At 73.3% G+C, this 23,281-nt stretch carries 19 protein-coding genes and 1 tRNA gene; 7 read left to right on the plus strand and 13 right to left on the minus strand.

Annotated features, from left to right (window positions below):
• Positions 1-41 precede the first annotated feature (41 nt).
• Both ACZ7RU_RS19670 and ACZ7RU_RS19675 read right to left on the minus strand, forming a co-directional pair.
• Complete coding sequence (locus tag ACZ7RU_RS19670; RefSeq protein ID WP_470342202.1) at positions 42-851, minus strand: enoyl-CoA hydratase/isomerase family protein; 810 nt, start codon at positions 849-851, stop codon at positions 42-44.
• 35 nt (positions 852-886) lie between these two features.
• On the minus strand, positions 887-1,570 hold the full coding sequence (locus tag ACZ7RU_RS19675) for a TetR family transcriptional regulator (protein WP_470342203.1): 684 nt from the start codon (positions 1,568-1,570) through the stop codon (positions 887-889).
• 153 nt (positions 1,571-1,723) lie between these two features.
• Between ACZ7RU_RS19675 and ACZ7RU_RS19680 the strand changes: the two genes are divergently transcribed.
• Entirely contained in the window at positions 1,724-3,226 is a 1,503-nt protein-coding gene (locus ACZ7RU_RS19680) for an MFS transporter (protein ID WP_470342204.1), read from the plus strand.
• Between the two features lie 78 nt (positions 3,227-3,304).
• On the opposite strand, the gene ACZ7RU_RS19685 is transcribed toward ACZ7RU_RS19680, so the two are convergent.
• Positions 3,305-3,853, minus strand: a complete 549-nt coding sequence (locus tag ACZ7RU_RS19685; RefSeq protein WP_470342205.1) for a GNAT family N-acetyltransferase — start codon at positions 3,851-3,853, stop codon at positions 3,305-3,307.
• Positions 3,854-3,928: 75 nt separating this feature from the next.
• On the opposite strand from ACZ7RU_RS19685, the gene ACZ7RU_RS19690 reads away from it, so the two are divergent.
• The gene (locus tag ACZ7RU_RS19690) at positions 3,929-4,537 is read left to right on the plus strand and encodes a TetR/AcrR family transcriptional regulator (protein ID WP_470342206.1); all 609 of its coding nucleotides are present in this window, start codon (positions 3,929-3,931) and stop codon (positions 4,535-4,537) included.
• Between the two features lie 185 nt (positions 4,538-4,722).
• Here ACZ7RU_RS19690 and ACZ7RU_RS19695 read toward each other — a convergent pair.
• A tRNA-Arg gene (locus ACZ7RU_RS19695) sits at positions 4,723-4,798 on the minus strand.
• Between the two features lie 666 nt (positions 4,799-5,464).
• Here ACZ7RU_RS19695 and ACZ7RU_RS19700 point away from each other — a divergent pair.
• From ACZ7RU_RS19700 to ACZ7RU_RS19720, 5 genes are all read left to right on the plus strand, one after another.
• Positions 5,465-6,037 carry a single-stranded DNA-binding protein gene (locus ACZ7RU_RS19700; RefSeq protein ID WP_470342207.1) on the plus strand — a complete coding sequence of 191 codons (573 nt, stop codon included), beginning with the start codon at positions 5,465-5,467 and terminating at the stop codon, positions 6,035-6,037.
• Positions 6,038-6,391: 354 nt separating this feature from the next.
• Positions 6,392-7,825, plus strand: coding sequence for a Cys-Gln thioester bond-forming surface protein (locus ACZ7RU_RS19705; RefSeq protein WP_470342208.1), 1,434 nt, complete (start codon positions 6,392-6,394; stop codon positions 7,823-7,825).
• 264 nt (positions 7,826-8,089) lie between these two features.
• Positions 8,090-9,754, plus strand: coding sequence for an energy-dependent translational throttle protein EttA (ettA, locus tag ACZ7RU_RS19710; RefSeq protein ID WP_470342209.1), 1,665 nt, complete (start codon positions 8,090-8,092; stop codon positions 9,752-9,754).
• A 127-nt stretch (positions 9,755-9,881) separates the two neighbouring features.
• Positions 9,882-10,325 (plus strand): acyl-CoA thioesterase, encoded by a 444-nt coding sequence (locus ACZ7RU_RS19715; protein WP_470342210.1) that lies wholly within the window; start codon positions 9,882-9,884, stop codon positions 10,323-10,325.
• A 29-nt stretch (positions 10,326-10,354) separates the two neighbouring features.
• Complete coding sequence (locus ACZ7RU_RS19720) at positions 10,355-11,047, plus strand: DUF8010 domain-containing protein (protein WP_470342211.1); 693 nt, start codon at positions 10,355-10,357, stop codon at positions 11,045-11,047.
• Between the two features lie 24 nt (positions 11,048-11,071).
• On the opposite strand, the gene ACZ7RU_RS19725 is transcribed toward ACZ7RU_RS19720, so the two are convergent.
• The 9 genes from ACZ7RU_RS19725 to ACZ7RU_RS19765 all read right to left on the minus strand — a co-directional run bounded on the left by ACZ7RU_RS19725 (position 11,072) and on the right by ACZ7RU_RS19765 (position 23,280).
• A complete protein-coding gene (locus ACZ7RU_RS19725) occupies positions 11,072-11,476 on the minus strand; it encodes a globin (RefSeq protein WP_470342212.1) in 405 nt (134 codons plus the stop codon).
• A 96-nt stretch (positions 11,477-11,572) separates the two neighbouring features.
• The gene (locus tag ACZ7RU_RS19730; protein WP_470342213.1) at positions 11,573-12,712 is read right to left on the minus strand and encodes an ABC transporter permease; all 1,140 of its coding nucleotides are present in this window, start codon (positions 12,710-12,712) and stop codon (positions 11,573-11,575) included.
• On the minus strand, positions 12,709-13,626 hold the full coding sequence (locus ACZ7RU_RS19735; RefSeq protein WP_470342214.1) for an ABC transporter ATP-binding protein: 918 nt from the start codon (positions 13,624-13,626) through the stop codon (positions 12,709-12,711). Before ACZ7RU_RS19735 ends, ACZ7RU_RS19730 begins: the two co-directional genes overlap by 4 nt.
• 198 nt (positions 13,627-13,824) lie before the next feature.
• Complete coding sequence (locus ACZ7RU_RS19740; RefSeq protein WP_470342215.1) at positions 13,825-15,105, minus strand: FHA domain-containing protein; 1,281 nt, start codon at positions 15,103-15,105, stop codon at positions 13,825-13,827.
• Positions 15,106-15,178: 73 nt separating this feature from the next.
• The gene (locus tag ACZ7RU_RS19745; RefSeq protein ID WP_470342216.1) at positions 15,179-16,534 is read right to left on the minus strand and encodes a vWA domain-containing protein; all 1,356 of its coding nucleotides are present in this window, start codon (positions 16,532-16,534) and stop codon (positions 15,179-15,181) included.
• A gap of 119 nt (positions 16,535-16,653) precedes the next feature.
• The gene (locus ACZ7RU_RS19750) at positions 16,654-17,973 is read right to left on the minus strand and encodes a protein phosphatase 2C domain-containing protein (protein WP_470342217.1); all 1,320 of its coding nucleotides are present in this window, start codon (positions 17,971-17,973) and stop codon (positions 16,654-16,656) included.
• Between the two features lie 3 nt (positions 17,974-17,976).
• Positions 17,977-20,685 carry a serine/threonine-protein kinase gene (locus ACZ7RU_RS19755; RefSeq protein ID WP_470342218.1) on the minus strand — a complete coding sequence of 903 codons (2,709 nt, stop codon included), beginning with the start codon at positions 20,683-20,685 and terminating at the stop codon, positions 17,977-17,979.
• Between the two features lie 5 nt (positions 20,686-20,690).
• Positions 20,691-22,058, minus strand: coding sequence for a hypothetical protein (locus ACZ7RU_RS19760; RefSeq protein WP_470342219.1), 1,368 nt, complete (start codon positions 22,056-22,058; stop codon positions 20,691-20,693).
• A gap of 268 nt (positions 22,059-22,326) precedes the next feature.
• Positions 22,327-23,280: a glutamate ABC transporter substrate-binding protein gene (locus ACZ7RU_RS19765; RefSeq protein ID WP_470342220.1), complete on the minus strand. Its 954-nt coding sequence runs from the start codon at positions 23,278-23,280 to the stop codon at positions 22,327-22,329.
• Between the last annotated feature and the right edge of the window lies 1 nt (position 23,281).

Below are 23,281 nucleotides of genomic sequence, written 5' to 3' on the forward strand. Positions count from 1 at the left end.
GGGGTGGACGGGTTTCGGGCGGACAGGTTTCGGGCGGGCGCTCAGAAGCGGGCGGGGCGGCCCTCCAGGAAGGCGGCCAGGCCCTCGCGGACGTCGGAGCCCTCCCGGGAGCGGAGCAGCCAGGGCGCCAGGACCTCGCCGGCCCGCTCGGCCGGAGCGTCCAGCACGGCCTTGGCCGCGCCGATGGTGTGGGTGGAGCGCCGGGTCAGCAGCCGGGCGAAGTCGAGCGCGGCGGCGTCCAGTTCGGCGTCCGGCAGGACCCGTTCGGCCAGGCCCAGCGGTAGGGCGTCCCGGCCGGTCACCAACTCGCCGGAGAACAGCAGGTACTTGGCCCGGGCCGGGCCGACCAGCCGGGCCAGCCGTACGGTCGGCACGGCCGAGTAGACCACGCCGAGCTTGGCCGGGGTGATCCCGAGCCGGGCGTCCTCGGCGACGAACCGCAGGTCGCAGGCGACGGCCAGTTGGCAGCCGCCGCCGACGCAGGCGCCGTGCACCACGGCGAGGGTCGGGTGCGGGAAGGCGGCCAGCGCCTCCTCGGCGGCGACGTTGGTCGCGTGGTAGGCCTCCGCGCGGTCCGGATCGCCGTACACCTCGGAGAGTTCGGCGATGTCCGCACCCGCGCTGAAGGTGTTGCCGGCGCCGGTGAGCAGCAGGACGCGCACGCCCTCGTGGCCGGCCAGCTGCTTCAGCACCTCGGGCAGCGCCTGCCAGATCGCCAGGGTCACCGCGTTGCGGCGGTGCGGGCGGGCGAACTCCAGGACCGCGACGCCGTCCTCGCCGACGTACGCGTGGAGGCCCTCGGCCTGCGCGGGCAGGGCTGAGCGGTCCCGCGTGAGCAGCGGCTGGTCCATGCGCACCTCCGGTCGGTCGTGGTGCGGCAACTCTCTCAGGCGGCTCGGGTGCAGTAGCCGCCGAGTCCGTGTTCGACCAGGGTGAAGGCGCGGCGGGCCTCCTCCAGTGCGGCGGGCAGGGCGTCGGCGGCGCGTTCGCCGGCGAGCATCCGGCGCTGGTTCTCGCCGGTCAGGGCCAGCTGGGCGGCCAGCAGTTGGGCGGCGGCGATCCTGGCGGTGAGTTCGTCGTGGGCCGGGTCCTGCGCGAGCAGTTCGGCGGTCAGCAGGGTCTGTGCCTTCTGGTCGAAGCCGGCGGAGGCGCGCATCAGCAGCACCGGGGTCTCGTGGATCACCCGGACCACGTCGAGGACGACCTGGTCGTCGCTCAGCCCGGTGGAGGGGTCGAAGCGCTCCAGGGCGGCCAGGAAGTGCTCGCGCAGCGCGCCCACCGCCGACGTGCCCGGGGCGCGCTCGCGCACCACCCGGGCCGGCTCGTCGAGGTGCTGCTCCATCGGGCCCAGGACCAGGTCTTCCTTGGTGGGGAAGTAGTTGAAGACGGTCATCTTGGACACCTCGGCGGCGGCCGCGATCTCGGCCACCGAGACCTCGTTGAAGCCCCGCTCCGCGAACAGTCCGACGGCGGTGCGCCAGAGCCGGATGCCGGTCTGGATCTTCTTGCGCTCGCGAAGCGGAAGCGCGTCGAGGTCGAAGCCGTGGTCCAAGCCGGAGTGGGTCGCCATAGGGGTACTGTACCAGGCTCAAATATTGACTTGGCGGAAACATTGGCTCGGATGAAGGATTGACCGAGTCCAAAAAGCCTGTCATGGTGGTGCCGTTCCCGCCGGACCGCCCCGGTCCGGACCGAACTCCACCGATCCCGGGGGTACTTGACGATGGCACTCGCTGCCCTGATGACACCGGCCCAGCGCAAGCTGGGCATGCTGATCTGCCTGGTCACGATCGTGCTGGCGGTGCTCGACATGAACATCGTGTCGGCGGCCAGCGTGCCGATCGTCCGTGAGCTCGACCCCGTCCACGGCGTCGACCGGCTGCCCTGGCTGGTCAGCGCCTTCGCCCTGGCAGCCACCGCGTTGCTCCCGCTGTACGGCAAGCTCTGCGACCTGTACGGAGCCAAGCGCGTGCTGCTCGGGGCCGTCGGCACCTTCCTGCTCGGCTCGGGGCTGTGCGGGGCCGCCCAGTCGATGGACCAGCTGATCGCCTTCCGGGCCGTCCAGGGCATCGGCGGCGGCGGGCTGATGAGCGTCACCATGGTGGTGATGGCCCACCTCAAGGGCCCGGAGGAGGAGGGCGGCGGCAAGGGCGGGGCGGTCGGCGGCATCGTCGCCGGGCTCGGCATGGCGATCGGCCCGCTGATCGGAGCGCTGTTCACCGACCACCTCAGCTGGCGCTGGATCTTCTACGTCAACCTGCCGCTCGGCCTGCTGGTCGTCGTCGGTGCCGCCCTGGTGCTGAAGCTGCCGGCCTCGGCCGGTCGGCGCGGCCTTGACTTCCTCGGCGCGGCGCTCGCCGCCGCCTTCGCCACCACGCTGCTGCTGGTCACCGAGTGGGGAGGCAAGGACTACGCCTGGACCTCCCCGGAGATCCTCGGGCTCGCCGCCGCCGCCCTGCTGTCGCTCGCCCTCTTCCTGTGGCGCCAGGCCACCGCCGCCGAGCCGGTGCTGCCGCTGTCGCTGTTCCGGATCCGCGCGGTGCGACTGGGCTTCGCGATCCAGGGCCTGGTCGGGGTCGCCATGACCGGCTCGATCATGTACGTGATGATGTACCTGCAGATCGCCCGGGGCGTCGCGCCGACCTCGGCGAGCCTGTACCTGATCCCGATGGCGGCCGGGATGACCGCGGTCGGCCTGCTGGTCGGCAAGCTGACCGCCCGCGGCCACGCGCCGCAGACCTTCCTGGTGACCGGCGCCGGTGTCGCGGCGCTCGCCCTCCTGCTGCTCGGCCTCGGCGGGCCGGCCACCGCGCTCTGGCTGGTGATGGCCGAACTCGCCCTGCTGGGCTGCGGTCTCGGCCAGCTGATCGGCCAGCTGATCATGCTGGTGCAGGACGCGGCGCCCGCCCACCAGCTCGGCGTCGCGACCACCGGGGTGCGCTTCTTCCAGACCCTCGGCAGCGCTCTCGGCGCGGCGGTGTTCGGCACCGTGCTGGCCCGGGTCTACGCGGCGGGCGAGCCCGGGCGGACGCTCGGGGCGGTCCGGACGCTCACCGGCGCGGCCCGCGAGCACGCGCTGGGCAGCTTCACGGACGCGGTGGACGTGGTGTTCCTGTCGGCCGGCGGGGTGCTGGGGCTGGCGCTGCTGCTCGCGCTGCGGCTGCGGACGGCCGGGGGCGCGGCGGAGCAGCGCTCCGAGGAGGAGCGGCCGGTGCTCGCGGCCTGAGCCGCGGCACGGGATGCGGAACGGCGGGGCCCGGTGGACCACAGGGGAGTCCACCGGGCCCCGCCGTTCCGTACGGGTTCAGGCCTGGCCGGTCCACTCGGAGGCCAGGATGGCCCAGATCTCCTTGTCGTAGCGGACCCCGTTGTACGGGTACCACTCGCGCAGCACGCCGTCGCGGGTCATGCCGAGCCGCTCGGCGACCGCCCGGCTGCGGGCGTTGACGGAGGAGCACCACCACTCGGCGCGGTGCATGCCGCGGGTGACGAAGGCGTAGTCGAGCAGCTGCCTGACGGCGCGGGTGATCAGCCCGTGGCCCTCGCCGGCGGGTTCGGTCCAGGCGCCGATCTCGCAGACACCGGTCCGGGCGTCGAAGCTGACGAACATCACGCCGCCGACCGGCGTGCCGTCCAGCCAGATGCCGTAGATCCGCTTCTGGTCGGCGGCCAGGCCGTCGGCGTAGCGCTGGAGGGTGGCGCGGGCGGAGTCCAGGTCGACCGAGAAGGTGGCCCAGGGGATCCACGGGTCGGTGTGGGCGCGGGCGCGGTCGAGGTGGGTCAGGAACTCGGGGGCCTGCCAGGGCTCCAGCGGGCGCAGTTCGGCGTTCTCGGTGAGCGGTACGGCAAACACGGGCGGCCTTTCACGGGGGGTGCTGAGGTTGGCTGGACCATTCATAACAAACGTTTGGTATGTACGATAGCCCCCATGACACCGGCCCGTGGAGACCATGACGCCCGCCGCTCGGAGGTTTCCGAGGGGGTGTGGCGGGTGCTCTCCACCCGGGGCTTCGAGGGGCTGACCCTGCGCGCGGTGGCCGCCGAACTGGGCGCCTCGACCGGGATGTTGACGCACTACTTCCCGAACAAGCGGGCGCTGCTCAGCCATGCCCTGGAGGAGCTGGACCGGCGCTCGCTGGCCCGGCCCCGGCGCACCGCCCCCGCCGACGGCAGCCCGCCGCCGGCCGGGCTGGCCCGGGTGCGGGCGTCGCTGCTGGACGTGTTGCCGCTGGACGGCGAGAGCGCGGCCGACAACCGGATCTGGGTCGGCTCCTGGGACCACGCCCTGGCCGACCCGGAGCTGGCGGCCGCGCACGCGGGCCGCTACGCGCGCTCGCGCACGGCGCTCACGGCGCACGTCGCGGACGCCCAGCGGCTGGGCGAGCTCCCGGCGCAGGCCGACCCGGCCGCGCTCGCGGCGGGCGCGCAGGCCTTCGTGCTGGGTCTGGTGGTGCAGGCGCTGTTCGCCCCGGAGGAGTTCCCGGCGGAGCGGCAGACGGAGTTGCTGGACGCCTATCTGGCCGGGCTGGCGGGTTAGCCGGCGGGAGGCGGTACGAGCGGTACGAGGCGGCGCGAGTCGGAGTGGGCCGGAGCGGGCCGCCCCGGCCGGAATTCGGCTCGTTCCGCGCGAGGCGCGAGGCGGTCGGTGTACGGGACGACCGAGTGGCCCGAATCGGACACGGAAAGTGTCCGTCGGCGCGGCGGCCTGCGGGAATCGCCGGGTGGTGCCCCCAGCAGGATTCGAACCTGCGACCTACCGCTTAGAAGGCGGGTGCTCTATCCGCTGAGCTATGGGGGCGGAACGGGCGGCGCCCTGGCGGGCGCGACCGTGGCCGGGATCGGGCTGACGGGCGCCGGGGCGCGCGCTGTCCGGCCCCGTACCTGAGGGTGGGGGTGGGGGTGGTGGGCCCTCGCCCTGTCGGGGACAGGATAAGGGTGACCGGTTCCCCGGCCGGGTGTGACGACACCGCCGTTGGTGTGTCGGTTCGGTGGAGCGGTCCGATAATCGCAGGTGAAGGTCGCGAGTGCAGCGGTCTGGGAGTGTTCCGCGCCGGACGTTGTGCAGTCGTTACGGGGCTGCCTCCTCACCCGTTATGGATTCGGCACGGAGAATGTGCCGCCGATGGCGCGGGTGGGGGGCCGTAATCGCGGTTGCGCCGGTGGGGTGACGTGCGCGGACGGCCGTCGGGGCGCGTTCCGGGGCGCGTTCGGCGGTGGTTCGGGGGTGGGTTCGGGGATGCGCCGGCGGGGCGGCGAGCAGCGGCTTTGTTGTCATGGCCGCGAAAAAATGGGGCTCGAAGTGCTGGTGGAAGGCCGAAATTCACCCCTGCGAGTGACAAGAGTTGCACAGGCCCGAGTTATCCACAGGATTTCGGATCTCGATGGTCGGGATTTCCTTCGGGGTGCACGCTCAAGGCGCACCGTCGATTCCGTACGGTGCATCGGCGAGAACGGAGAGTGTGCCGTGAGCGAGACGCACGTGACGGTGATCGGCAATGTGGCGACGGAGGTGAGCTACGGCGAAACCAGCGGCGGGGTGCCGATGGCCAACTTCCGGCTCGGCTGCACCGAGCGGCGGTACGACCGGCAGCGCGAGTGCTGGGTGGACGGCGAGACGCAGTGGCTGACGGTGACGGCCTGGCGGGCGCTGGCGGTCAATCTGATCGGCTCGCTGGCCAAGGGCGATCCGGTGCTGGTGAGCGGCCGGCTGCGGGTGCGCGAGTGGATGGAGGGCGAGGTGAGGCGGAGCCGGGCCGAGATCGACGCCCGATCGGTCGGACACGACCTCACCCGTGGTACCACGGCGTTCCGTTGGGCGGCCGGGGTGCGCGGCCAGCCGCCGGGCGGCGCCGGGCCGGCGGCGGTGGACGCGGGGGGCGAGGCGGTGCCGGAGTGGATCGTCAGCGCCGTGGAGGCGCGCAGGGGCTCCGGGGCGGCCGCGGCGGCGGCCCCGGTCTCGCCGGTGACGGTCGCGGGGGAGTCGGCCGAGGTGGCCGGGAAGGCGCGAGGGGGTGACGCCGTGGAGGCTACCTTCTGACAGGTCGGTCACCTTCTCTGTCGACAAATATGTTGATCGAGAAGGCCGTTGCACCCGCATGTGCAATCCGACCGGATAACCGAATACGGCAGCGGGTTTCTGCCCGCCCGTCAGCTTGTGTGGGACTTGCGGGGATTGATAACGATCCAGATACGGAATCGTCCTGATTTCGCATGGGGGTTTCGGGGCCTCCGGGGCTCAATAGGATTCGTCTGGTTCATACCCGCAGCAGCGCCACAGGGGGCATGCGCGGGAACGGCAAGTCGGCGGGCCGCCCACTCGGTGCGGCCTGGCCCGGAGGGATCCCAGATGTTCCAGAGGCAGGGGCGGAGTCTGTCCCGGATAACCACTGTCATGCTCACGACCAGTTTGGCACTGGGCGGTGGCCTGTTCGCGGCCGGTGCGGCGGCTGCGGCCGGCACCCCGAGCTCGGGCGTGACCGCGGAAGTCCAGAACGAGATGCTCGGCGAGAAGATCGAGGTCGACAACCGGACCGTCGACGGCGGGCTGTTCACCCTCAAGACGAGCGCCGGCGAGAAGCTCCGGACGTACTGCATCGACTTCGACAACCCGGTCTACCTGGACAGCAACGCCAAGTACCACGAGGCGGACTGGGCTTCGAGCTCGCTCAACAGCAACGCGAACGCCCCCAAGATCCGCTGGATCCTGGACAACTCGTACCCGCAGGCGAGCCTGGCGTCCCTGGCCACGGCCATCCACGTCGACGGGCTGAGCGAGGCGGACGCCGCCGCCGGCACCCAGGCCGCGATCTGGAAGTTCTCGGACAACAAGAACGCGATCCCGCGCAACGACAAGGCCAAGAAGCTGCGCGAGTACCTCGTCGGCGACGCCAACAAGGGTGTCGCGGCCGAGCCGAAGCCTTCGCTGACCCTCTCGCCGGACTCGGTCTCCGGGAAGTCGGGCGGCAAGCTCGGCCCGTTCCTGCTGAACACCAGCGCCAACGAGGTCAAGCTGACCGTCACCGGCGACGCCGCGGACAAGGTCAAGCTGCTGGACAAGGACAACAAGCCGGTCAACGGAAGCCTGGCCGGCCCGATCGGCAAGGACACCCCGCTGTTCCTGGACGTGCCGGCCGGCACCCCGGACGGCAAGGCCGCCATCAACGCCACCGCCGAGGCCAACGTGCTCGGCGGCCGGGTCTTCATGAGCGACGTGGACTCCCGCGGCCGCCACAGCCAGACCATGATCCTGGCCAGCTCCACCAAGGTGAACGTCGCGGCCGGCGCCAAGGCCACCTGGAAGCAGGGCAAGGGCGCGCTGATCGACAGCACCGCCAAGGAGGAGTGCGCCGCCGGCGGCGTGCGGGTGTCCGTCACCAACACCGGTGACGAGGCCGCCACCGTCACGGTCGGCAAGCAGCAGGTCGCCGTCCAGCCGGGCAAGACCGAGAGCGTCGTCGTCAAGGTCGAGGAGAAGTCCCGCTACGACATCACCGTGTCCGGTCCGAACGGCTACTCCAAGCAGTTCACGGGCACCCTGGACTGCAAGGTCGGCGTGACCCCGACCCCGGCCCCGTCCACCCCGGCCGCGACCGGCAAGCCGTCCGGCACCCCGACCGCGGCGCCGTCGAGCACCCCCAGCAGCGGTGCCGGCCAGCCGGCCCCGGCGACCACCAGCGCCGCCCCGGGCACCGGCGGCCTGGCCCAGACCGGTGCCAATGACTCCACCCCGATCCTCGCCGCCGTCGCCGGTGGCCTGGTCGTGGCCGGTGGCGCCGCCGTCTTCGTCCTGCGCCGCCGCGGCCGCCACGGTCGCAGCACCGCCTGAACCGACTGAACCGCCCGACCGGGCCGGGAGGCGGTGACCTCCCCACGCCCTGAGCACGGCCGACCGGCCCGGCTCCCCGCACCCGCTGCGGGGAGCCGGGCCGGCGCGTTTCCGGCACCGGGGCGGTGAGGACGGGGCCGGGCGGGCGGGGGCGGTGCCGGATACCCCCGCGGGGTCACCTGGGCGATTCGGGGCTCCGGGCCGGGTGCGGCACAATGGAAGGCTGCAAGCCGAATACTCCCGACGACGCCGGAGCGATCTCACGTGGCGGAATACATCTACACGATGCGCAAGGTGCGCAAGGCTCACGGAGACAAGGTCATCCTTGACGACGTGACGCTCAGCTTCCTCCCCGGAGCGAAGATCGGCGTCGTGGGCCCCAACGGCGCCGGTAAGTCCACCGTGCTGAAGATGATGGCCGGCCTGGAGCACCCCTCCAACGGCGACGCCTTCCTCTCGCCGGGCTTCACCGTCGGCATGCTGCTCCAGGAGCCGCCGCTGGACGAGTCCAAGACCGTTCTGGAGAACGTCGAGGACGGCGTCAAGGAGATCAAGGGGAAGCTCAACCGCTTCAACGAGATCGCCGAGCTGATGGCGACCGACTACTCGGACGCCCTGCTGGACGAGATGGGCAAGCTCCAGGAGGACCTGGACCACGCCGAGGCCTGGGACCTGGACGCCCAGCTGGAGCAGGCCATGGACGCCCTGGGCTGCCCGCCCGGCGACTGGCCGGTCACCAAGCTCTCCGGTGGCGAGAAGCGCCGCGTCGCGCTCTGCAAGCTGCTGCTGGAGGCCCCCGACCTGCTGCTGCTCGACGAGCCCACCAACCACCTGGACGCCGAGTCGGTGAACTGGCTGGAGCAGCACCTGGAGAAGTACAAGGGCACCGTCGTGGCCGTCACCCACGACCGGTACTTCCTGGACAACGTCGCCGAGTGGATCCTGGAGCTCGACCGCGGCCGCGCCTACCCGTACGAGGGCAACTACTCCACCTACCTGGAGACCAAGCAGTCGCGTCTCAAGGTCGAGGGCCAGAAGGACGCCAAGCGCGCCAAGCGGCTCAAGGAGGAGCTGGAGTGGGTCCGCTCCAACGCCAAGGGCCGCCAGGCGAAGTCCAAGGCCCGTCTGGCCCGCTACGAGGAGATGGCGGCCGAGGCGGACAAGATGCGGAAGCTGGACTTCGAGGAGATCCAGATCCCGCCGGGCCCGCGTCTGGGCAGCGTCGTCATCGAGGTCGAGAACCTCAACAAGGCCTTCGGTGAGAAGGTCCTGATCGACGACCTGAGCTTCACCCTGCCGCGCAACGGCATCGTCGGCATCATCGGCCCGAACGGCGCCGGCAAGACCACCCTGTTCAAGATGCTCCAGGACCTGGAGACCCCGGACAGCGGCACGGTCAAGGTCGGCGAGACCGTCAAGATCAGCTACGTCGACCAGACCCGCTCCAACATCGACCCGAAGAAGACCCTCTGGGAGGTCGTCTCCGACGGTCTGGACTGGATCAACGTCGGCCAGGTCGAGATGCCGTCCCGCGCCTACGTGTCGGCCTTCGGCTTCAAGGGCCCGGACCAGCAGAAGCCGGCCGGCGTGCTCTCCGGTGGTGAGCGCAACCGCCTGAACCTGGCGCTCACCCTCAAGCAGGGCGGCAACCTGCTGCTCCTCGACGAGCCCACCAACGACCTCGACGTCGAGACGCTCTCCTCGCTGGAGAACGCCCTGCTGGAGTTCCCCGGCTGCGCCGTGGTCATCTCCCACGACCGCTGGTTCCTGGACCGGGTGGCCACCCACATCCTCGCCTACGAGGGCGAGAGCAAGTGGTTCTGGTTCGAGGGCAACTTCGAGTCGTACGAGAAGAACAAGATCGAGCGGCTCGGCGCCGACGCCGCCCGTCCGCACCGGGCCACCTACAAGAAGCTGACCCGAGGCTGACATCCAGCCGTCACCACGGCCCGGCAGACTGCCCTCCGGGGCGGCCTGCCGGGCCGCGGCCCGTCGCCACCGCCCGCCGCACCGGCGGCGCGCGGCGGCGGGCGACCGGACACCGAGGAGAACTCCCGTGGCTCGCCACATCTACGCCTGCCCGCTGCGCTGGTCCGACATGGACGCCTTCGGGCACGTCAACAACGTGGTCTTCCTGCGCTACCTGGAGGAGGCCCGGATCGACTTCATGTTCACCCAGGCCGCCGCGGCCGGTGCCGGGGAGTTCGCGGGCGGCTCGGTGGTGGCCCGCCACGAGATCGACTACAAGCGCCCGCTGGTGCACCGGCCCGAGCCGGTCACCGTCGAGACGTGGGTGACGAAGATCGGCGGCGCCTCGCTGACCGTCTCGTACGAGATCAAGGACGTCGCCGAGGACGGCGACGACATCGTGTACGTCCGGGCGTCCACCGTGGTCGTCCCCTACGACCTGGCCGAGGGCCGGCCGCGCCGGATCTCGCCGGTGGAGCGGGAGTTCCTCGGCCGCTTCATGGACGAAGAACCGGTAGTCGCCACCGTCTGACCCCACCTGACGATTCGGACTGAACCGCTGTGACCATCACCGCCCGTCTCGCCCTGACCGACACCGGGGAGGCCGCCGACCTCTCCGCCTTCCTGCTGCGCCTGCTGCGCTTCGACCGGGCGGCGGCCGTCCGGCTCCAGGCGGTGGGCCCGGGCGAGGGGGACGGTGTGCTGGCGGTCTTCGGACGGCTGCCGCTGGGCGGTTCGGGCGCGCTGGCGATCCGCACCGTGCGGCTGGACGGCCTGGACGAGCCGGTGGACCTGACCGTCTCGGCGGGCCGGCTGCTGGACGGCGTGGACGCCGAGGCGGGCGCCGTCGCGCTGCCCGCGCCGGTGACCGGCCCGGCGTGGGCCGGGCTGCTGCCGCCGCGCACCGGCTGGCGGCCGGTCGGCGCCCCGCCGGTGGCCGAGGTGTACCCCGAACTCATGGCCGGGGTACGGGAGTTCCGCGAGCGCAGCGAGGCCGTCCCGGCGCACCACCGGACCCGCGCGGTGCTGGACGCGCTGGCCGACGAGATCTGGTCCCGTCCGGTCACCGTGCTGCCCGAGCTGCCGCTGCGGGCGCCGCACGCCGCGTACGTGATCGGCTTCCTGAAGCCCGGCGCCCCGCTGACCGTGCACCGGGCGGGCGGCTGGCTGCGGTTGAGCGCCCCGGCGGGATCGGTGGCGGTGCGCACCACGGCCGCGCCGGGTGCGGGGCTGGGGCTCAGCCCGGTCCGGTGACCACGCCGGGGGCCCGGCGAGGGCTCAGCCCGGGGTGTTGATCATCGAGGCGGCGGCGTAGGTCAGGTACTCGAGCAGCTGCTGTTCGTGCTCGGCCGGCAGCTCCAGGCTCGCCACGGCCGCCCGCATGTGGGTGAGCCAGGCGTCGTGCGCGGCCTTGTCGACCTTGAACGGCGCGTGCCGCATCCGCAGTCGCGGGTGGCCGCGCCGTTCGCTGTAGGTGCGCGGGCCGCCCCAGTACTGCATCAGGAAGAGGGCCATCCGCTCCTCGGCCGGCCCGAGGTCCTCCTCGGGGTACATCGGCCGCAGCAACTCGTCCTCGGCGATGCCTTCGTAGAACCGGTGGGCCAGCCGCCGGAAGGTCGGCTCACCGCCGACCTGGTCGTAGAAGGTCTCCTCGCTCAACGTGCCTCGCCGGATCTCTCTCACCCGACCATGGTCGCAGACGCCGACGGGGTCGTACACCGGGACCAAAGGCGTACGACCCCGTCGGGACCGGTCAGTGCGGGTCGGCGGCGAGGAGGGTCAGTCCTCCCAGCGGAACAGCTTCCAGGAGATGCCGGTCAGCACGGCCGCGAAGAGCAGCAGGCCGCCCATGGTCGGCACGGCGTCCATGACGCCGCCGCCGCGGGTGAGCACCGACTGGGCGGAGTCGACCAGGTAGTGCAGCGGCATGACCTTGGAGACGGCCCGCAGCCAGTCCGGGGCGCCGTCCATCGGGAAGAACGAGCCGGACAGGAAGGACATCGGCAGCACGATGATCTGCGAGATGCCGTTGGCGGCCTCCTCGGTCTTGGCGACCGAGCCGGCCAGCAGGCCGATCGACATGAAGGCGAGCGTCGCGCAGGCCACCAGCGGGATGACCAGCCACCAGTTCCCGGTGAGCTTGAGCCCGAAGAAGCTGGTCGCGACCACCAGGAAGACGGCGGTCTGCAGGAACGCGGTCAGCAGCGAGACCAGGATCCGGGAGCTGACCACGGTTCCGGCGCTGATCGGGGCCAGCCGCAGCCGGCGCAGCACCTTGGTCTTGCGCCAGTTGACCAGCGTCAGCGCCGCGCCGAACACCGCGCCGGTGGCGATGGCCCAGCCGAGCAGGCCGGGGGTGAGGAACTGGATCGGCTTGAGCGACTTGTCCTCGACCTGCTGGGAGTCCAGCACGAAGGCCGGCTTCTGGCCGGTGGCCGCCTGGTTGGCACTCTGGACGACCGAGTTGAGGATGCCCTGGAGCGCGCCGGCGCGGACCTGGTCGGCGGCGGTGAAGCGCAGCTCGACCTTGCCGTCCGGGCCCTGCTTGATCAGCGCGTCGTAGTCGCCCTTGCGGACCTTCTCCAGCGTGGCGGCCTCGTCGTCGGTCTTCGTGATGGTGAGGACCTTGTCCAGCCCGGCCCGGTCCTCGCCCTGGATCGAGTCGAACAGCTTCACCGCGCCGACCTGCGCCACCTTGGCGTGCGGGCTGCCGGAGCCCTTGGTCACGGCGCCGAAGAACACCAGGAACACCAGCGGGAACAGCAGGATGAAGAAGGTCGCGGTGCGGTCGCGCTTCATCCCGAGCAGCATGGCGCGGGACAGGCTCCAGAACGCGCTGACCCGCTCCCGCTCGCCGGTGGCCGGGCCGCCGCCGCGCCGGGCGGGGGCCTGCGGCTCGGTGGGGGTGGAGGTGGTCATGCGCGGAACTCCCGTCCGGTCAGCTGGAGGAAGACGTCCTCCAGGGTGGCGCCGCGCACTTCCAGGCCGCGCAGCGCGTTCTGCTCGGCCAGGACGCTGAGCACCGGGGCCGGGAGGCGGGTGGAGACGGAGAGCGACACGGTGTCGTCCTCCAGGGTGGCGATGTCCGCGCCGGCCGCGGCGAGCAGTTCCCGGGCCCGGTCGAGCGGGAGCTGGCCGGAGGCCACGCTGATCCGGACGGTGTCGTCGATCTCGCGGATCAGCGCCGCCGGGGCGCCGGTGTGGAGGATCCTGCCGTGGTCCATGATCGAGACCCGGTCGCAGAGCACCTCGGCCTCGTCCAGGTAGTGCGTGGTCAGCACGACCGTGCGGCCCTCGGCGTTGATGTCCCGCAGGAGGTCCCAGAGGTTGCGTCGGGACTGCGGGTCCAGGCCGGTGGTGGGTTCGTCCAGGAAGACGAGCTCCGGGTCGTGGGCCAGTGCGCAGGCGATCGACAGGCGCTGGGCCTGGCCGCCGGACATCTTGTCGGTGTGGGTCTCGGCCTTGTCGGAGAGGCCGACCCGCTCCAGCATCGCGTCGGCCCGCTTGGGGCCGACCCCGTAGAACGACGCGAAGGTGCGGATGGTCTCCCGGGCCGTCAGTTTACGGAAGAAAGCGGTCGCCTGGAACTGCACGCCGATTCGCGGCAGCAGTTCCGGATTGCGCGGCCAGGGCTCCATGCCCAGCAGCTGGATCCGGCCCTCGTCCGGCTTCCGAACGCCTTCCAGGATCTCCATCGTGGTGGTCTTCCCGGCACCGTTGGGGCCCAGGATCCCGTAGAACTCGCCGGCTTCGACGGTGAAGGACACCCCGTCGACAGCCTGCACATCCCCGTACCGCTGGCGGATGCCGTCAGCGGATATAGCAGCAGTCATGTGCGCTGAGCCTAGGGGTTGTGAAGCCTCCTGCGCACGTCGGAGCCGGCGAATTTGCGCATATTTTGAGGAACGGGGAAACAAAGCCGGGCCGGGCGGATGTCGAATTCCGCCCGGCCCGGCCGGATTTGTCGCTGACGTACCCTCGGAAAATCCTCCGACGGGCTTTCAGCGGACGCTGTTTCAGCCGACGGGGGCTCAGCCCCGGTGCACGGTGATGGTGGTCCAGGCGCCGATGTGGATCCGGTCGCCGTCGTTCAGCGGCACCGCGGTGTGCGGGGTGACCGGCTCCGCGCCGCCGTTCATGGTGGTGCCGTTGGTCGAGTCCTGGTCCACCAGCACCCAGCTGCCGTCCGCCTGTTCGGCGAGCAGCGCGTGCTGGTGCGAGGCGCCCGGGTCCTCCGGCGGGACGGACAGGTCGATCTCCGGCACCGTGCCCCGGTGCTGGCTGCGCCGTCCGATCCGCAGCTGGCCGCGGCCGGTCAGCGGGATCCGGCGCTCGGGGCAGTACGGCGGGAAGAACAGGCCGGCCGCCTCGGGGCCGCTGCGGGCCATCATCTCGGTGAAGTAGTCCCGGTCGGCCGAGACCACGGCGATCCAGGTGGTCCGCACCGGCTCGGCCGCGGCGGGTTCCTGGGGCTGCTGGTGCTGCGGCGGGGCCAGGTGGAAGGAGGTGCCGAAGTCGCCGCCGCGGCTGTTCGGACCGGGGCCGGCCGGCTGGGCGTACACCGGGCCGGAGTCCTCGCGCACCGAGCTGTCGGGGAAGGCGCCCTCCGGCGCGGGTCCCGAGGGCCCGCCGGCGGGCTGGGCGGGCGGGTAGCCGTAGGTGTGCTGGTGCGCCGGGGCCTGCGGCTGCTGCGGTACGGGCGGGGCGACGGCCTGTTGGGCGCCCGGCTGCTGCCCGTACGGCGGCTGCCCGTACGGGGGCTGGCTGGACGGGTCCTGCGGCGGGGTGCCGCCGTACGACGCCGGGATGTTCAGCGGCGGCTGCTGGGCGGGGCCGGGCGGGGTGTGGCCGGGCGAGGAGTGGCCGGCGCCGGGCACCTGGCGGCGCGAGGGCGTGGAGAGCTCGTAGTCGTAGCCGCACTCCTCGCAGAACCGTCCGGTCTGCGGGCTGCGGCAGATCGGGCAGACGGCCAGGCCCGCGGTGAGGCCCTGCGGTCCGGCCTGCGGCGGGACGGCCCCGTGCGGGGGCATGGCGCCGTGCGGCGGCGGGGGCACCGTGCCCGGGGGCGGCAGGGGCGCCCCGGGCGGCGGGACGGCCCCCGGCGGCATCGGCGGCGGGGGCGGGGGCGCGCCGAAGGAGGCGCCGCCGTGCCCCGGGTATCCGGAGTGCGCGCCGGGCGCGGGGTCGGCCCCGGGCGCCCCCGGGTAGCCGCCGTGAGCCCCCGGTGCGGGGGCCGGCGGAGTCATCGGGAAGCCGCAGAAGTCGCACCAGTCCTCGGCCTGCGACTCGTGGCCCCTCGGGCAGATCGGCATCAGGTCCCCCTCGTTTCCGGCCGGCTCGGTGCGGCGTCGCGCCGGGGCGCCGGCCCGGTCACGTCTTCAGCGGTCACTTCTTCACACGTACCGTCTTGGTCGACCGGGTCTCAAGGGTCATCGAGTCGGCCTCGCTCACGTTCTTACGGAACCGAACCGTACCCTCCTTCGGGTCCACCACGTCCACCACCTTCTGGAGCAGCTTGTAGGTGCCCTCGTTCCCGGTCGCGTGGGCGATCCGGACGGCGGCGCCCAGCTTGGCGGTCGCGCGGTCGACGTCCCCGGCCCGGTGGGCCTCCAGGCCCTCCTGGATGGAGGAGGCGAGCTCGGCCTGGCCGGTGTAGTGGGCGACCTGCGGGCTGATCCGGGTGGAGGAGGCCAGGTCGTCGGTCCAGACCGCCTTGACCAGGCCCTGGGTGAGCACCTCGGGGGTGCCGCCGGCGACCTGCTGGGGCAGCACCAGGCTGACCCGGGCGGCCAGCATCTCGTTGCCGACCGAGGCGGCCGGCACCTCGACGCAGACGTGGTAGTCGCGGCTCTCGTCGCCCCAGGAGCCGGTGGGGTAGTCGCCGGCCCGGGGGCCGGCCTCGGTGCGCCGGGAGGTCAGGTCCTCGACCGCGGGGGCCACCTGCTTGACGAACCTGACCGTGGCGTTGGCCGGGGTCCAGATCCGCAGCGCGACGTCGGCGACCTGCTTGCCCATCGCGCCGGCCATCATCGAGCGGAAGTCCTCGGCCAGGCCGGAGGGCTCGGCGACGATGTCGGTGGTGCCGAGCAGCGCCGAGGAGATCCGGCGCAGCTCGTCGATCCGCCAGTCGGTGCCCACACCGCGGCAGTCGGCGGTGAAGTGGCCGGTCACCCGCTCGATGGTGCGGGCCAGGTCCTCGGCCGACTCGTGCTCGTTGTTGCCGTCGGTGAGCAGGAGGGCGTGCCGGATGGCGATGTCGCGGCGGGTGAGGAAGAGCGTGTCGGCCTTGGCCAGCCAGGTGCCCATCGCGGTGCCGCCGGCCGCGGTGAGCCGGCGCAGCGACTCCTTGGCCTGCTCGCGGGTGGCGGCCGAGGCGGTGGCGAGGGTGCCGTCGCCGGGGTAGATGTCGCGGGCCTCGTGGGTGCCGGCGACCACGGCGAAGGCGGTGCCGTCGCGCAGCGCGTCGATGGCGGCGGCGGTGGCCTCGCGGGCGCCGTTGATCTTGCTCTTGGGGTAGTCCATCGAGCCCGAGCAGTCCACCAGGATGACCACGGCCGCCTCGGTGCCGGAGCCCGCCGGGGTGGCGTCGGCGAAGCCGAGCGGCCGGCCGCCGGAGGTGCCGCCGCCGGTCGCGGTGACGGTGACGATGGCGTTGACCTCGCGGGCGCCGTCCGCCAGGTACTCGTTCTGGAAGATCTCCACGTCGAACCTGGGCAGGTTCGGCTTCGCCAGTGTTGCCATGGGGCGGTCGGCTCCCGTCGGGTGAGGGGTGGACGTGCTCAGGACGTGCTCAGGACGGTGGGGCGGCCCGCCGGACGGGCCGGCGGGCCGTGGCGCCGGAGCGTCCGGCGGGTGGTCGGTCAGGCCGTCGGCGGGTGCGGCGGCTGCGGCGGGACGGGCGGTACGGCGGGCGGGGCGGGAGTCCCGGGGACGGTCGGCGGGACGGGCGGGGCCGGGGGCGCGGGCGGGGCCGGGGGCAGCGGGGCGGCGGGGGAGCCGATCACCGGGATGTCCGGCAGGGTCGGCTCGTAGGCGTCGTCGTCCTCCGCGGCCGGCGGACCGGCGGGCCGGGGGACGATCACCGGCAGGTCCAGCGCGGTCGGGCTCTGCTCGGCCTCCGCCACGGCGGCGGCCGGCGGGTCGATCGGCAGCACGGCGACGGTGATGTTGTCGTGGCCGCCGGCCGCGACCGCGAACTTCACCAGGGTCTGCGCCGTGGCGAGCGGCTCGGTGCGGGCGTCCGGGCGCACGTAGTACGCCAGGTCGGTGGCCGCCTCGGCGTAGTTCCACAGCCCGTCGGTGCAGATCAGCACCACCCCGGGGACGTGCGGGGTGAAGTCGAGGGTGTGCGGCACGACCTCCTCGGCGTCGGCGCCGAGCCAGCCGGTGATCGCGTGCGCGCGCGGATCGGCGTAGGCCTCCGCCTCGCCCATCAGCCCGGCCTCGACCATCCGGGCCGCCCAGGAGTCGTCCTGGGTGAGCCGGAACGGTTCGGCGGCGGCGCGGTCGTCCGGGATCCAGTACGCCCGGGTGTCGCCGACCCACCCGATGGTGACCCGTCCGCCCGCGGCTATCGCGCTGACGTAGGTGCAGGCGGGCGCGTTGAGGTCGGGCCGGGTGGGGCCGGCGCCGTCGGTGGCGAGGTCGGCGACCGCCTTGGCGGCGTCGGCGATGGCCTGGCGCATCGCCTGGTTGGTGTCCCGGCCGGCCTCCAGGGCGGTCAGCAGCGATTCGGAGGCGGCGTCCACGGCGGTCTCCGAGGCCTCGTCCGGGCGGTCGGAGGAGGAGACGCCGTCGCACACCACGGCGACCACGACCGGATCGCCGCCGGGCAGCGAGGTCGCGGCGACGGTGAAGGAGTCCTCGTTGCGGTGGTGGCGCACGCCGCGGTCGCTGACCCCGGCGACGCCGCCGAGCGACTTCTCCATGTGGTCGCGCGGGCGCGGCTGGGCGCCGCCGCAGCCCTCGCAGTAGCCGTCCGCGGCGACCTGCGGCTGCCCGCAGTGCACGCAGACCGGACCGCGCGGCGACGGTACGGCCTCGCCGCGCGCGGCGGCCCAGCTGGTCGGCATCGAGCCGGGGGCCGCCCGGCCGTCCCGGCCGGTCCCGCAGGAGCCGCAGTAGGCGTCCTCCGGGTCCATCGGCTCCGAACAGCTCGGGCACTCGGTCTGCTGCGGCATCTGCTACACCCACGTCCTGGGACGGGCACGGTTGGCCCGTTCCACCATCTCGATCCTGGTCTCCGCCCGGTCGGCCAACCGGGCGAGTACCCGGTAGGACTGTTCCAGGGCGAAGCGCAGTTCCCGCTCCTGTGCGGGACGTCCCAGTACCACCAGGTCGGTGGCCCGCCGGCCGGCGGCCGCCTCGGCGCCGACCCAGCCGAGGGCCGCGTCGAGCACCTCGACGGCGAGCTCCTCGCGGCGGCGGGCGTCCAGCCGCAGCGCGGTCAGCTGCGCGGAGCTCGCGCCGAGGTCGGCGGCCAGGTCGTCGGTGGGCCGGCGCTCGCGCAGCCGGGCCCGGACGGCGGCGATCCGGGCGGCGGTGTACTGGCTGGAGGTGGCCGGGACGGTCTCCAGGACGCGGACCGCGCCGGTCCGGTCCTCCTCGGCCAGCCGGACCCGGGCCAGCCCGAAGGCGGCGCTCAGGTAGGCGTGGTCGGTGGCCCACACCAGCCGGTAGAACTCGGCCGCGTCGCCGCCGTCGCCGAGCAGTTCGGCGCAGACGGCGAGGGCCAGCTTGGGGGCGGCCTCGCCGGGGAAGGCGTCGTAGACCGCGTCGAAGGCCTCGGCGGCGACCCGCAGGCGGGAGGCGCGCAGGGCACTGACCCGCCCGCTCGCCTCCGGACGCTCCTGACCCGGCGCCGACGGTCGTCGCTCCCGCGCTCCTTCGTCGCTTCCTCGCTCCTCGCTTTCGGCGCCGGCGCTCCCTTCGGCTCGGGGCGAGCCGCCGACCAGGGCGGTCAGGCCGCGGTACCAGACCACCCGCCAGTCGTCCGGCTGGTCCCGCTCCAGCTCGGCGAGGCGGCTCACGGCCTCGTCGTGGCGGCCGAGTTCGAGCAGGGCGCGCAGCTCGCGCAGCCGGCTCTCCAGCGAGACGGCGGGTGCGGCGGCCAGTGCGGCGAGGGTCTCCTCGGGGTCTGGGGTGACCAGGACGGCCAGGAACCCGGCGTTGGGGTCGCCGGGGTCGACTCGGGGGACGGGCAGCGCGAGGGCGGCGGCGGCCGGGTCCAGCGGGGCCACCCTCAGCTGCCCGGGCTGCTCGGTGGGCAGCACCAACTCGGTGTCCACGACGCGCAGTTCGGGCCCGAACAGGGTGGAGGGCGCGGGCCGGGGCCGGTCGTCCTGGAGGGCCAGGACCTCGCGCAGCACACCGGTGAGCTGGTCGGCCATCTCCTCGGCGGAGGCGAAGCGGCGGGCCGGGTCCGGGTCGGTGGCGCGGACCAGGAAGCGGTAGTACGACTCGTACCGGGCGAAGACCTCGACCTGCTCGGGGCCCGGCAGCGAGTCGCGGTAGGTGCCGCTGTAGCCCTGGAAGTCGAAGGTGAGCACCGCGAGGGTGCGGGCCACGGTGTACAGGTCGGAGGCGACGGAGGGGCCGTCGGTGGCGATCTCCGGTGCCTGGTAGCCGATGGTGCCGTAGATCGGGCCGTCGTCGTCGAGCCGGCGGACCGCGCCCATGTCTATGATCTTGAGCGCGTCGCCGCTCTGTATCACGTTGTCGATCTTGAAGTCGCAGTAGACCAGGCCCCGGCCGTGCAGGTAGCCCAGGGCGGGCAGCGCCTCCAGCGCGTACGCGATCGCCTGCTCGACCGGCAGCGGCTCGCGCCGGCCGTCCTGGGTGCGGCGCTCGTTGGCGATGTCCTTGAGCGACTTCCCGCCGACGTACTCCATCACGATGTAGCCGTCGGTGGAGCCGGTGCGCAGGTCCGGGTGCTCCGCGAAGTTGATGATCCGGACGATGTTCGGGTGGTCCACCTCGGCCAGGAAGCGCCGCTCGGCGACGGCCACCGCGAGCGCGTCCTCGTCGCCGGTGTCCAGCAGGCCCTTGAGCACCACCCACTTGTCGTTGACCCGCCGGTCCACCGCGAGGTAGATCCAGCCGAGCCCGCCGTGCGCCAGGCAGCCCACCACCTCGTACTGCCCGCCGACCAGGTCGCCGCGGCGCAGCTTGGGCGTGAACGAGTACGGCGTGCCGCACTTGGTGCAGAAGCCGTCCGGGCGGCCGGGGCGGCCGTTCTTCTCCCGGCCCACCGGGGCGTCGCACTTGGAGCAGAACCGCTTGCGCTCGGGCACCTCGGGGTCGACCAGCACCGCCCGGGCCGGGTCGGCCGCCTCGACGGTCGGCACGGTGACCAGGCCGGCGCCCAGCCGGCTGCGGGTGCCCGCGCTGACGCCGCCCCGGGTGGAGCGGACCGAGAGCGAGCGGCCGCTGCCGGTACGGGTGGAGCGGTGCGAGCGGGAGCGGCCGGACATCGAGCGGGCCGAGCCGGTGCGGGCCGACATCGAGCGGGCCGAGCCGCTGCGGCCGGAGCCGGGGGAGACCCGGGCGGAGGGGACGTGGGGCTGGGTGGCGCCGGTGTCGCCGGCGGGCGGAGTCAGGCCGCACTCGTCGCAGTAGCCGTCCGGGTCGATGGTGCCGGAGCAGTCGCGCGGGCAGGGCGAACCGGGGCCGGCCGCCGTCGCCGGTGAGCCGGACGTCCCGGACGCCTGGGGTGCTCCGGACGCCTGGGGTGCTCCGGACGCCCCGGACGCGGGGGGCGGCGCGGCGGTCCCGACCGCCCGGGGCGTCGCGCCGGTCCGCCCCGCCGGGGCGAGCCCGCACTCGTCGCAGTAGCCGTCGGCGTCGATCCTGCCGCTGCCGGAGCACTCCGGCCGTTCGCACGTGCCGCCCATCACCCTCAGCCCCCCTGGACCTGTCCGTCGGCCGGCGGCTGGCCGGCCCCCTCCTGAGCCTGCCCGGGCCCGGCCTCGGTGTGGGCCGGCCGCAGCGACTGCTGGAACCGGGCCACCGCGGCGGCCGCCGCCCGCAGGTCGCAGGGCGCGCTCCACAGCAGCCAGCGCGCCTTCTCGTACCGTTCGATCACTTCCGGGTCCTCGGCGACCCGCAGCCGGGCCGCCATCGCCTTGTAGGCGTCCAGGCGGCCGCGCAGCTCGGCCCGGACGGCCAGCGGCTGGGTCACCTCGGTGAGCGACTGCCGGGCCCGGCCCAGCTCCTTGGCGGCGGCGTCCTCCAGCGCGTCCAGCAGCGGCGCCAGCCGGCCCCACTGCCCGGCCTGGCGCAGGTCCAGCGCGGCGACGATCCGCTCGCGCAGCGCCGAGGCGGGCCCGGGCACCGCAGGGACGTCGCTGGACGCTATCTTCGCCAGCACCTCGCCGCGCGCCCGGCGGGCCTCGGCCAGGGTGGCGTCGGCCCGCTGGAGCAGGTCGCCGACGCCCTGGAGGCGCTCCTCGGCCTCGTCGCGCAGCCGCAGCAGGTCCTCCAGCTCCAGCCGGACGCCGTCCAGCGCCCGCCCGGCCCGGTCGAACCGCTCGGTGTCCACCACCCCGGCCGGCCCGGCGAAGGCCGAGCCCTCCGGGACCGTGCCGCGCTGGGCGGGCACCCGGGCCGGGCGCCACAGCGCCAGCGGGTCCCCGCGCACCTCGGCGCGCAGCGCGGCGAGGTCCTTCTCGATCCCGACCAGGTCGTCCGCCAGCGGGTGGCCGCCGGTGCGCACGCCGAGCGAGGCGGCCAGGGTCCGCACCCGGTGGAGCTCGGCCAGCAGCAGGTCGATCCGGGCCGGCAGGGCCGACCAGACCGCGTCGGCGGCGCTGACCACCTCCAGCACGGTGGCGTACCAGGAGTTCATCCGGGCCATCAGCGCGTCCAGGCTGATCCGTTCGACCAGCTTGGCGGGCGCGCCGAGGACCTGTGGGCCGTCCGGTGCCACCCCGCCGGGGACGGTCACCGCGTCACCGGTCAGCAGTTCGCTCAGCTCGGCGAGTTCGGGCGCGCCGGGCTTGGCCTTGCGGGCCCGGACGGCGCGGGCCGAGGCCAGCGCCTCGGAGTAGCGGTCGAACAGCGCCCAGAGCAGGGGCAGGCCCCGGCCGGCCACCGACCAGCGCTCCAGGGTGCGCCCGGACAGCTCGGCGCCGTCCAGCAGCCGCAGGCCCGTGTGGTCCTGGAGGGCGAGCAGCGCCGACTCGACCGCGTCCCGCTCCGCGCCGAGGCGGGCGAGCGCGCGGTCGACCTCCTCCCGGCTCAGTACCGGGCCAGCCGATGCCGCCACCGCGGTGTCCTTCCTTCCTCGCGTGCGATCCGGACGTGCCTGACGTGCGGTCCCACGACAACCCCCGTGTCCACCACCGGTCTCCCCGCGGTGATCGTCCCGAACCCTAGCCGGTGGCCGTTCGGGCGGAGCGGGCGCGGGGCGTCCACGCGCCGTCAACGCCCCCCTGACGGCGCGTGCGCTACCTCTCCCGCGCCGTCCTGCGCGTCGCTCCCCGGGCCGTTCGTGCTGGTCCCCCCGGCCGTGCGCCCCGTGGCCACCGGCCGGTTCAGTGGGTGCCCGGCCAGTAGTACTCGGCCTCGTTGAGCATGTACGGCTTGAGCCAGTGCTCGTACGAACGGGCCCAGTCGCCGCGTGCGTAGTAGTCGGCCAGCACCTGGTTCACCCGGGCGGTCAGGTCGGTGCTGTCCTTCAGCATGGCGACGCCGATCACCTCCGGCTGGGCCTCGCCGTCCACGATCCGCACGGTCTGGTCCTGCGCGGCCTGACCGGCCGCCAGGCCGTTGTCGGTCATGGTGGCGTCGACCTTGCCGAGCTGCATCAGGACCAGGCAGTCCAGCTGGTTCTCCACCGTGACGACCTGCCGGGCGGTGTTCTTCTCCTTGACGATGTTCAGCGCGGTGGACCCGTCGGCGGCGCAGACCCTCCGGTCCCTGACCGCGTCGTCGACGTTCTTCGCCGGCGAGGTCTTCGGCACCAGGACGCGCTGGCTGATGTTGAAGTACGGCTTGGAGAAGGCGACGTCCTCCATCCGCTTGCAGTTGATCGTCATGGTGCGGACGACCAGGTCGACCCGGCCCTTCTTGATGGCCTCGACCCGGTCGGCCGTGGCCACCGGCTTGAGCACCACCTTCTCCGGGTCGCCCATGACGGCCGCGCCGATCGCCCGGGCGAGGTCGATGTCGAAGCCCTCGATCCGGCCGGTGTTCGGGTTGCGGGCGCCCCAGCGGTAGCTGTTCTGGTCCACCCCGATCACCAGGCTGCGCTTGGCCGCCTTGACGGCCTTCACGGCCGGGCCGTCCTCGGTGCTCGGCGGCACGCTCTTGTACACGTCGCAGCCGTCGGCCTGCTCCTGCTGGTCCTGCTGGACGGCGGCCGGCGCGGTCGCCGCCGTCGGCGCGGCGCCGACCGGCCCGCCCCCGGCGAGCACGGCCGCGCCGGCCGCCAGCAGGGCCAGCGCGGCGGCGGGCCTGGTCGTTCTCCTGGAACCCCTGTTGCGCATC

The sequence above is a fragment of the Kitasatospora sp. NPDC114501 genome (assembly GCF_055633695.1).

Excerpts from the sequence above, each read along its gene's own strand:
- ACZ7RU_RS19740 (WP_470342215.1), bottom strand. The coding sequence starts at position 15,105 with ATGCCGATCTGCCCGAGGGGCCACGAGTCGCAGGCCGAGGACTGGTGC.
- ACZ7RU_RS19670 (WP_470342202.1), bottom strand. The coding sequence starts at position 851 with ATGGACCAGCCGCTGCTCACGCGGGACCGCTCAGCCCTGCCCGCGCAG.
- ACZ7RU_RS19745 (WP_470342216.1), bottom strand. The coding sequence starts at position 16,534 with ATGGCAACACTGGCGAAGCCGAACCTGCCCAGGTTCGACGTGGAGATC.
- ACZ7RU_RS19735 (WP_470342214.1), bottom strand. The coding sequence starts at position 13,626 with ATGACTGCTGCTATATCCGCTGACGGCATCCGCCAGCGGTACGGGGAT.
- ACZ7RU_RS19755 (WP_470342218.1), bottom strand. The coding sequence starts at position 20,685 with ATGGGCGGCACGTGCGAACGGCCGGAGTGCTCCGGCAGCGGCAGGATC.
- ACZ7RU_RS19680 (WP_470342204.1), top strand. The coding sequence starts at position 1,724 with ATGGCACTCGCTGCCCTGATGACACCGGCCCAGCGCAAGCTGGGCATG.
- ACZ7RU_RS19730 (WP_470342213.1), bottom strand. The coding sequence starts at position 12,712 with ATGACCACCTCCACCCCCACCGAGCCGCAGGCCCCCGCCCGGCGCGGC.
- ACZ7RU_RS19705 (WP_470342208.1), top strand. The coding sequence starts at position 6,392 with ATGCTCACGACCAGTTTGGCACTGGGCGGTGGCCTGTTCGCGGCCGGT.
- ACZ7RU_RS19750 (WP_470342217.1), bottom strand. The coding sequence starts at position 17,973 with ATGCCGCAGCAGACCGAGTGCCCGAGCTGTTCGGAGCCGATGGACCCG.
- ACZ7RU_RS19690 (WP_470342206.1), top strand. The coding sequence starts at position 3,929 with ATGACACCGGCCCGTGGAGACCATGACGCCCGCCGCTCGGAGGTTTCC.
- ACZ7RU_RS19675 (WP_470342203.1), bottom strand. The coding sequence starts at position 1,570 with ATGGCGACCCACTCCGGCTTGGACCACGGCTTCGACCTCGACGCGCTT.
- ACZ7RU_RS19765 (WP_470342220.1), bottom strand. The coding sequence starts at position 23,280 with ATGCGCAACAGGGGTTCCAGGAGAACGACCAGGCCCGCCGCCGCGCTG.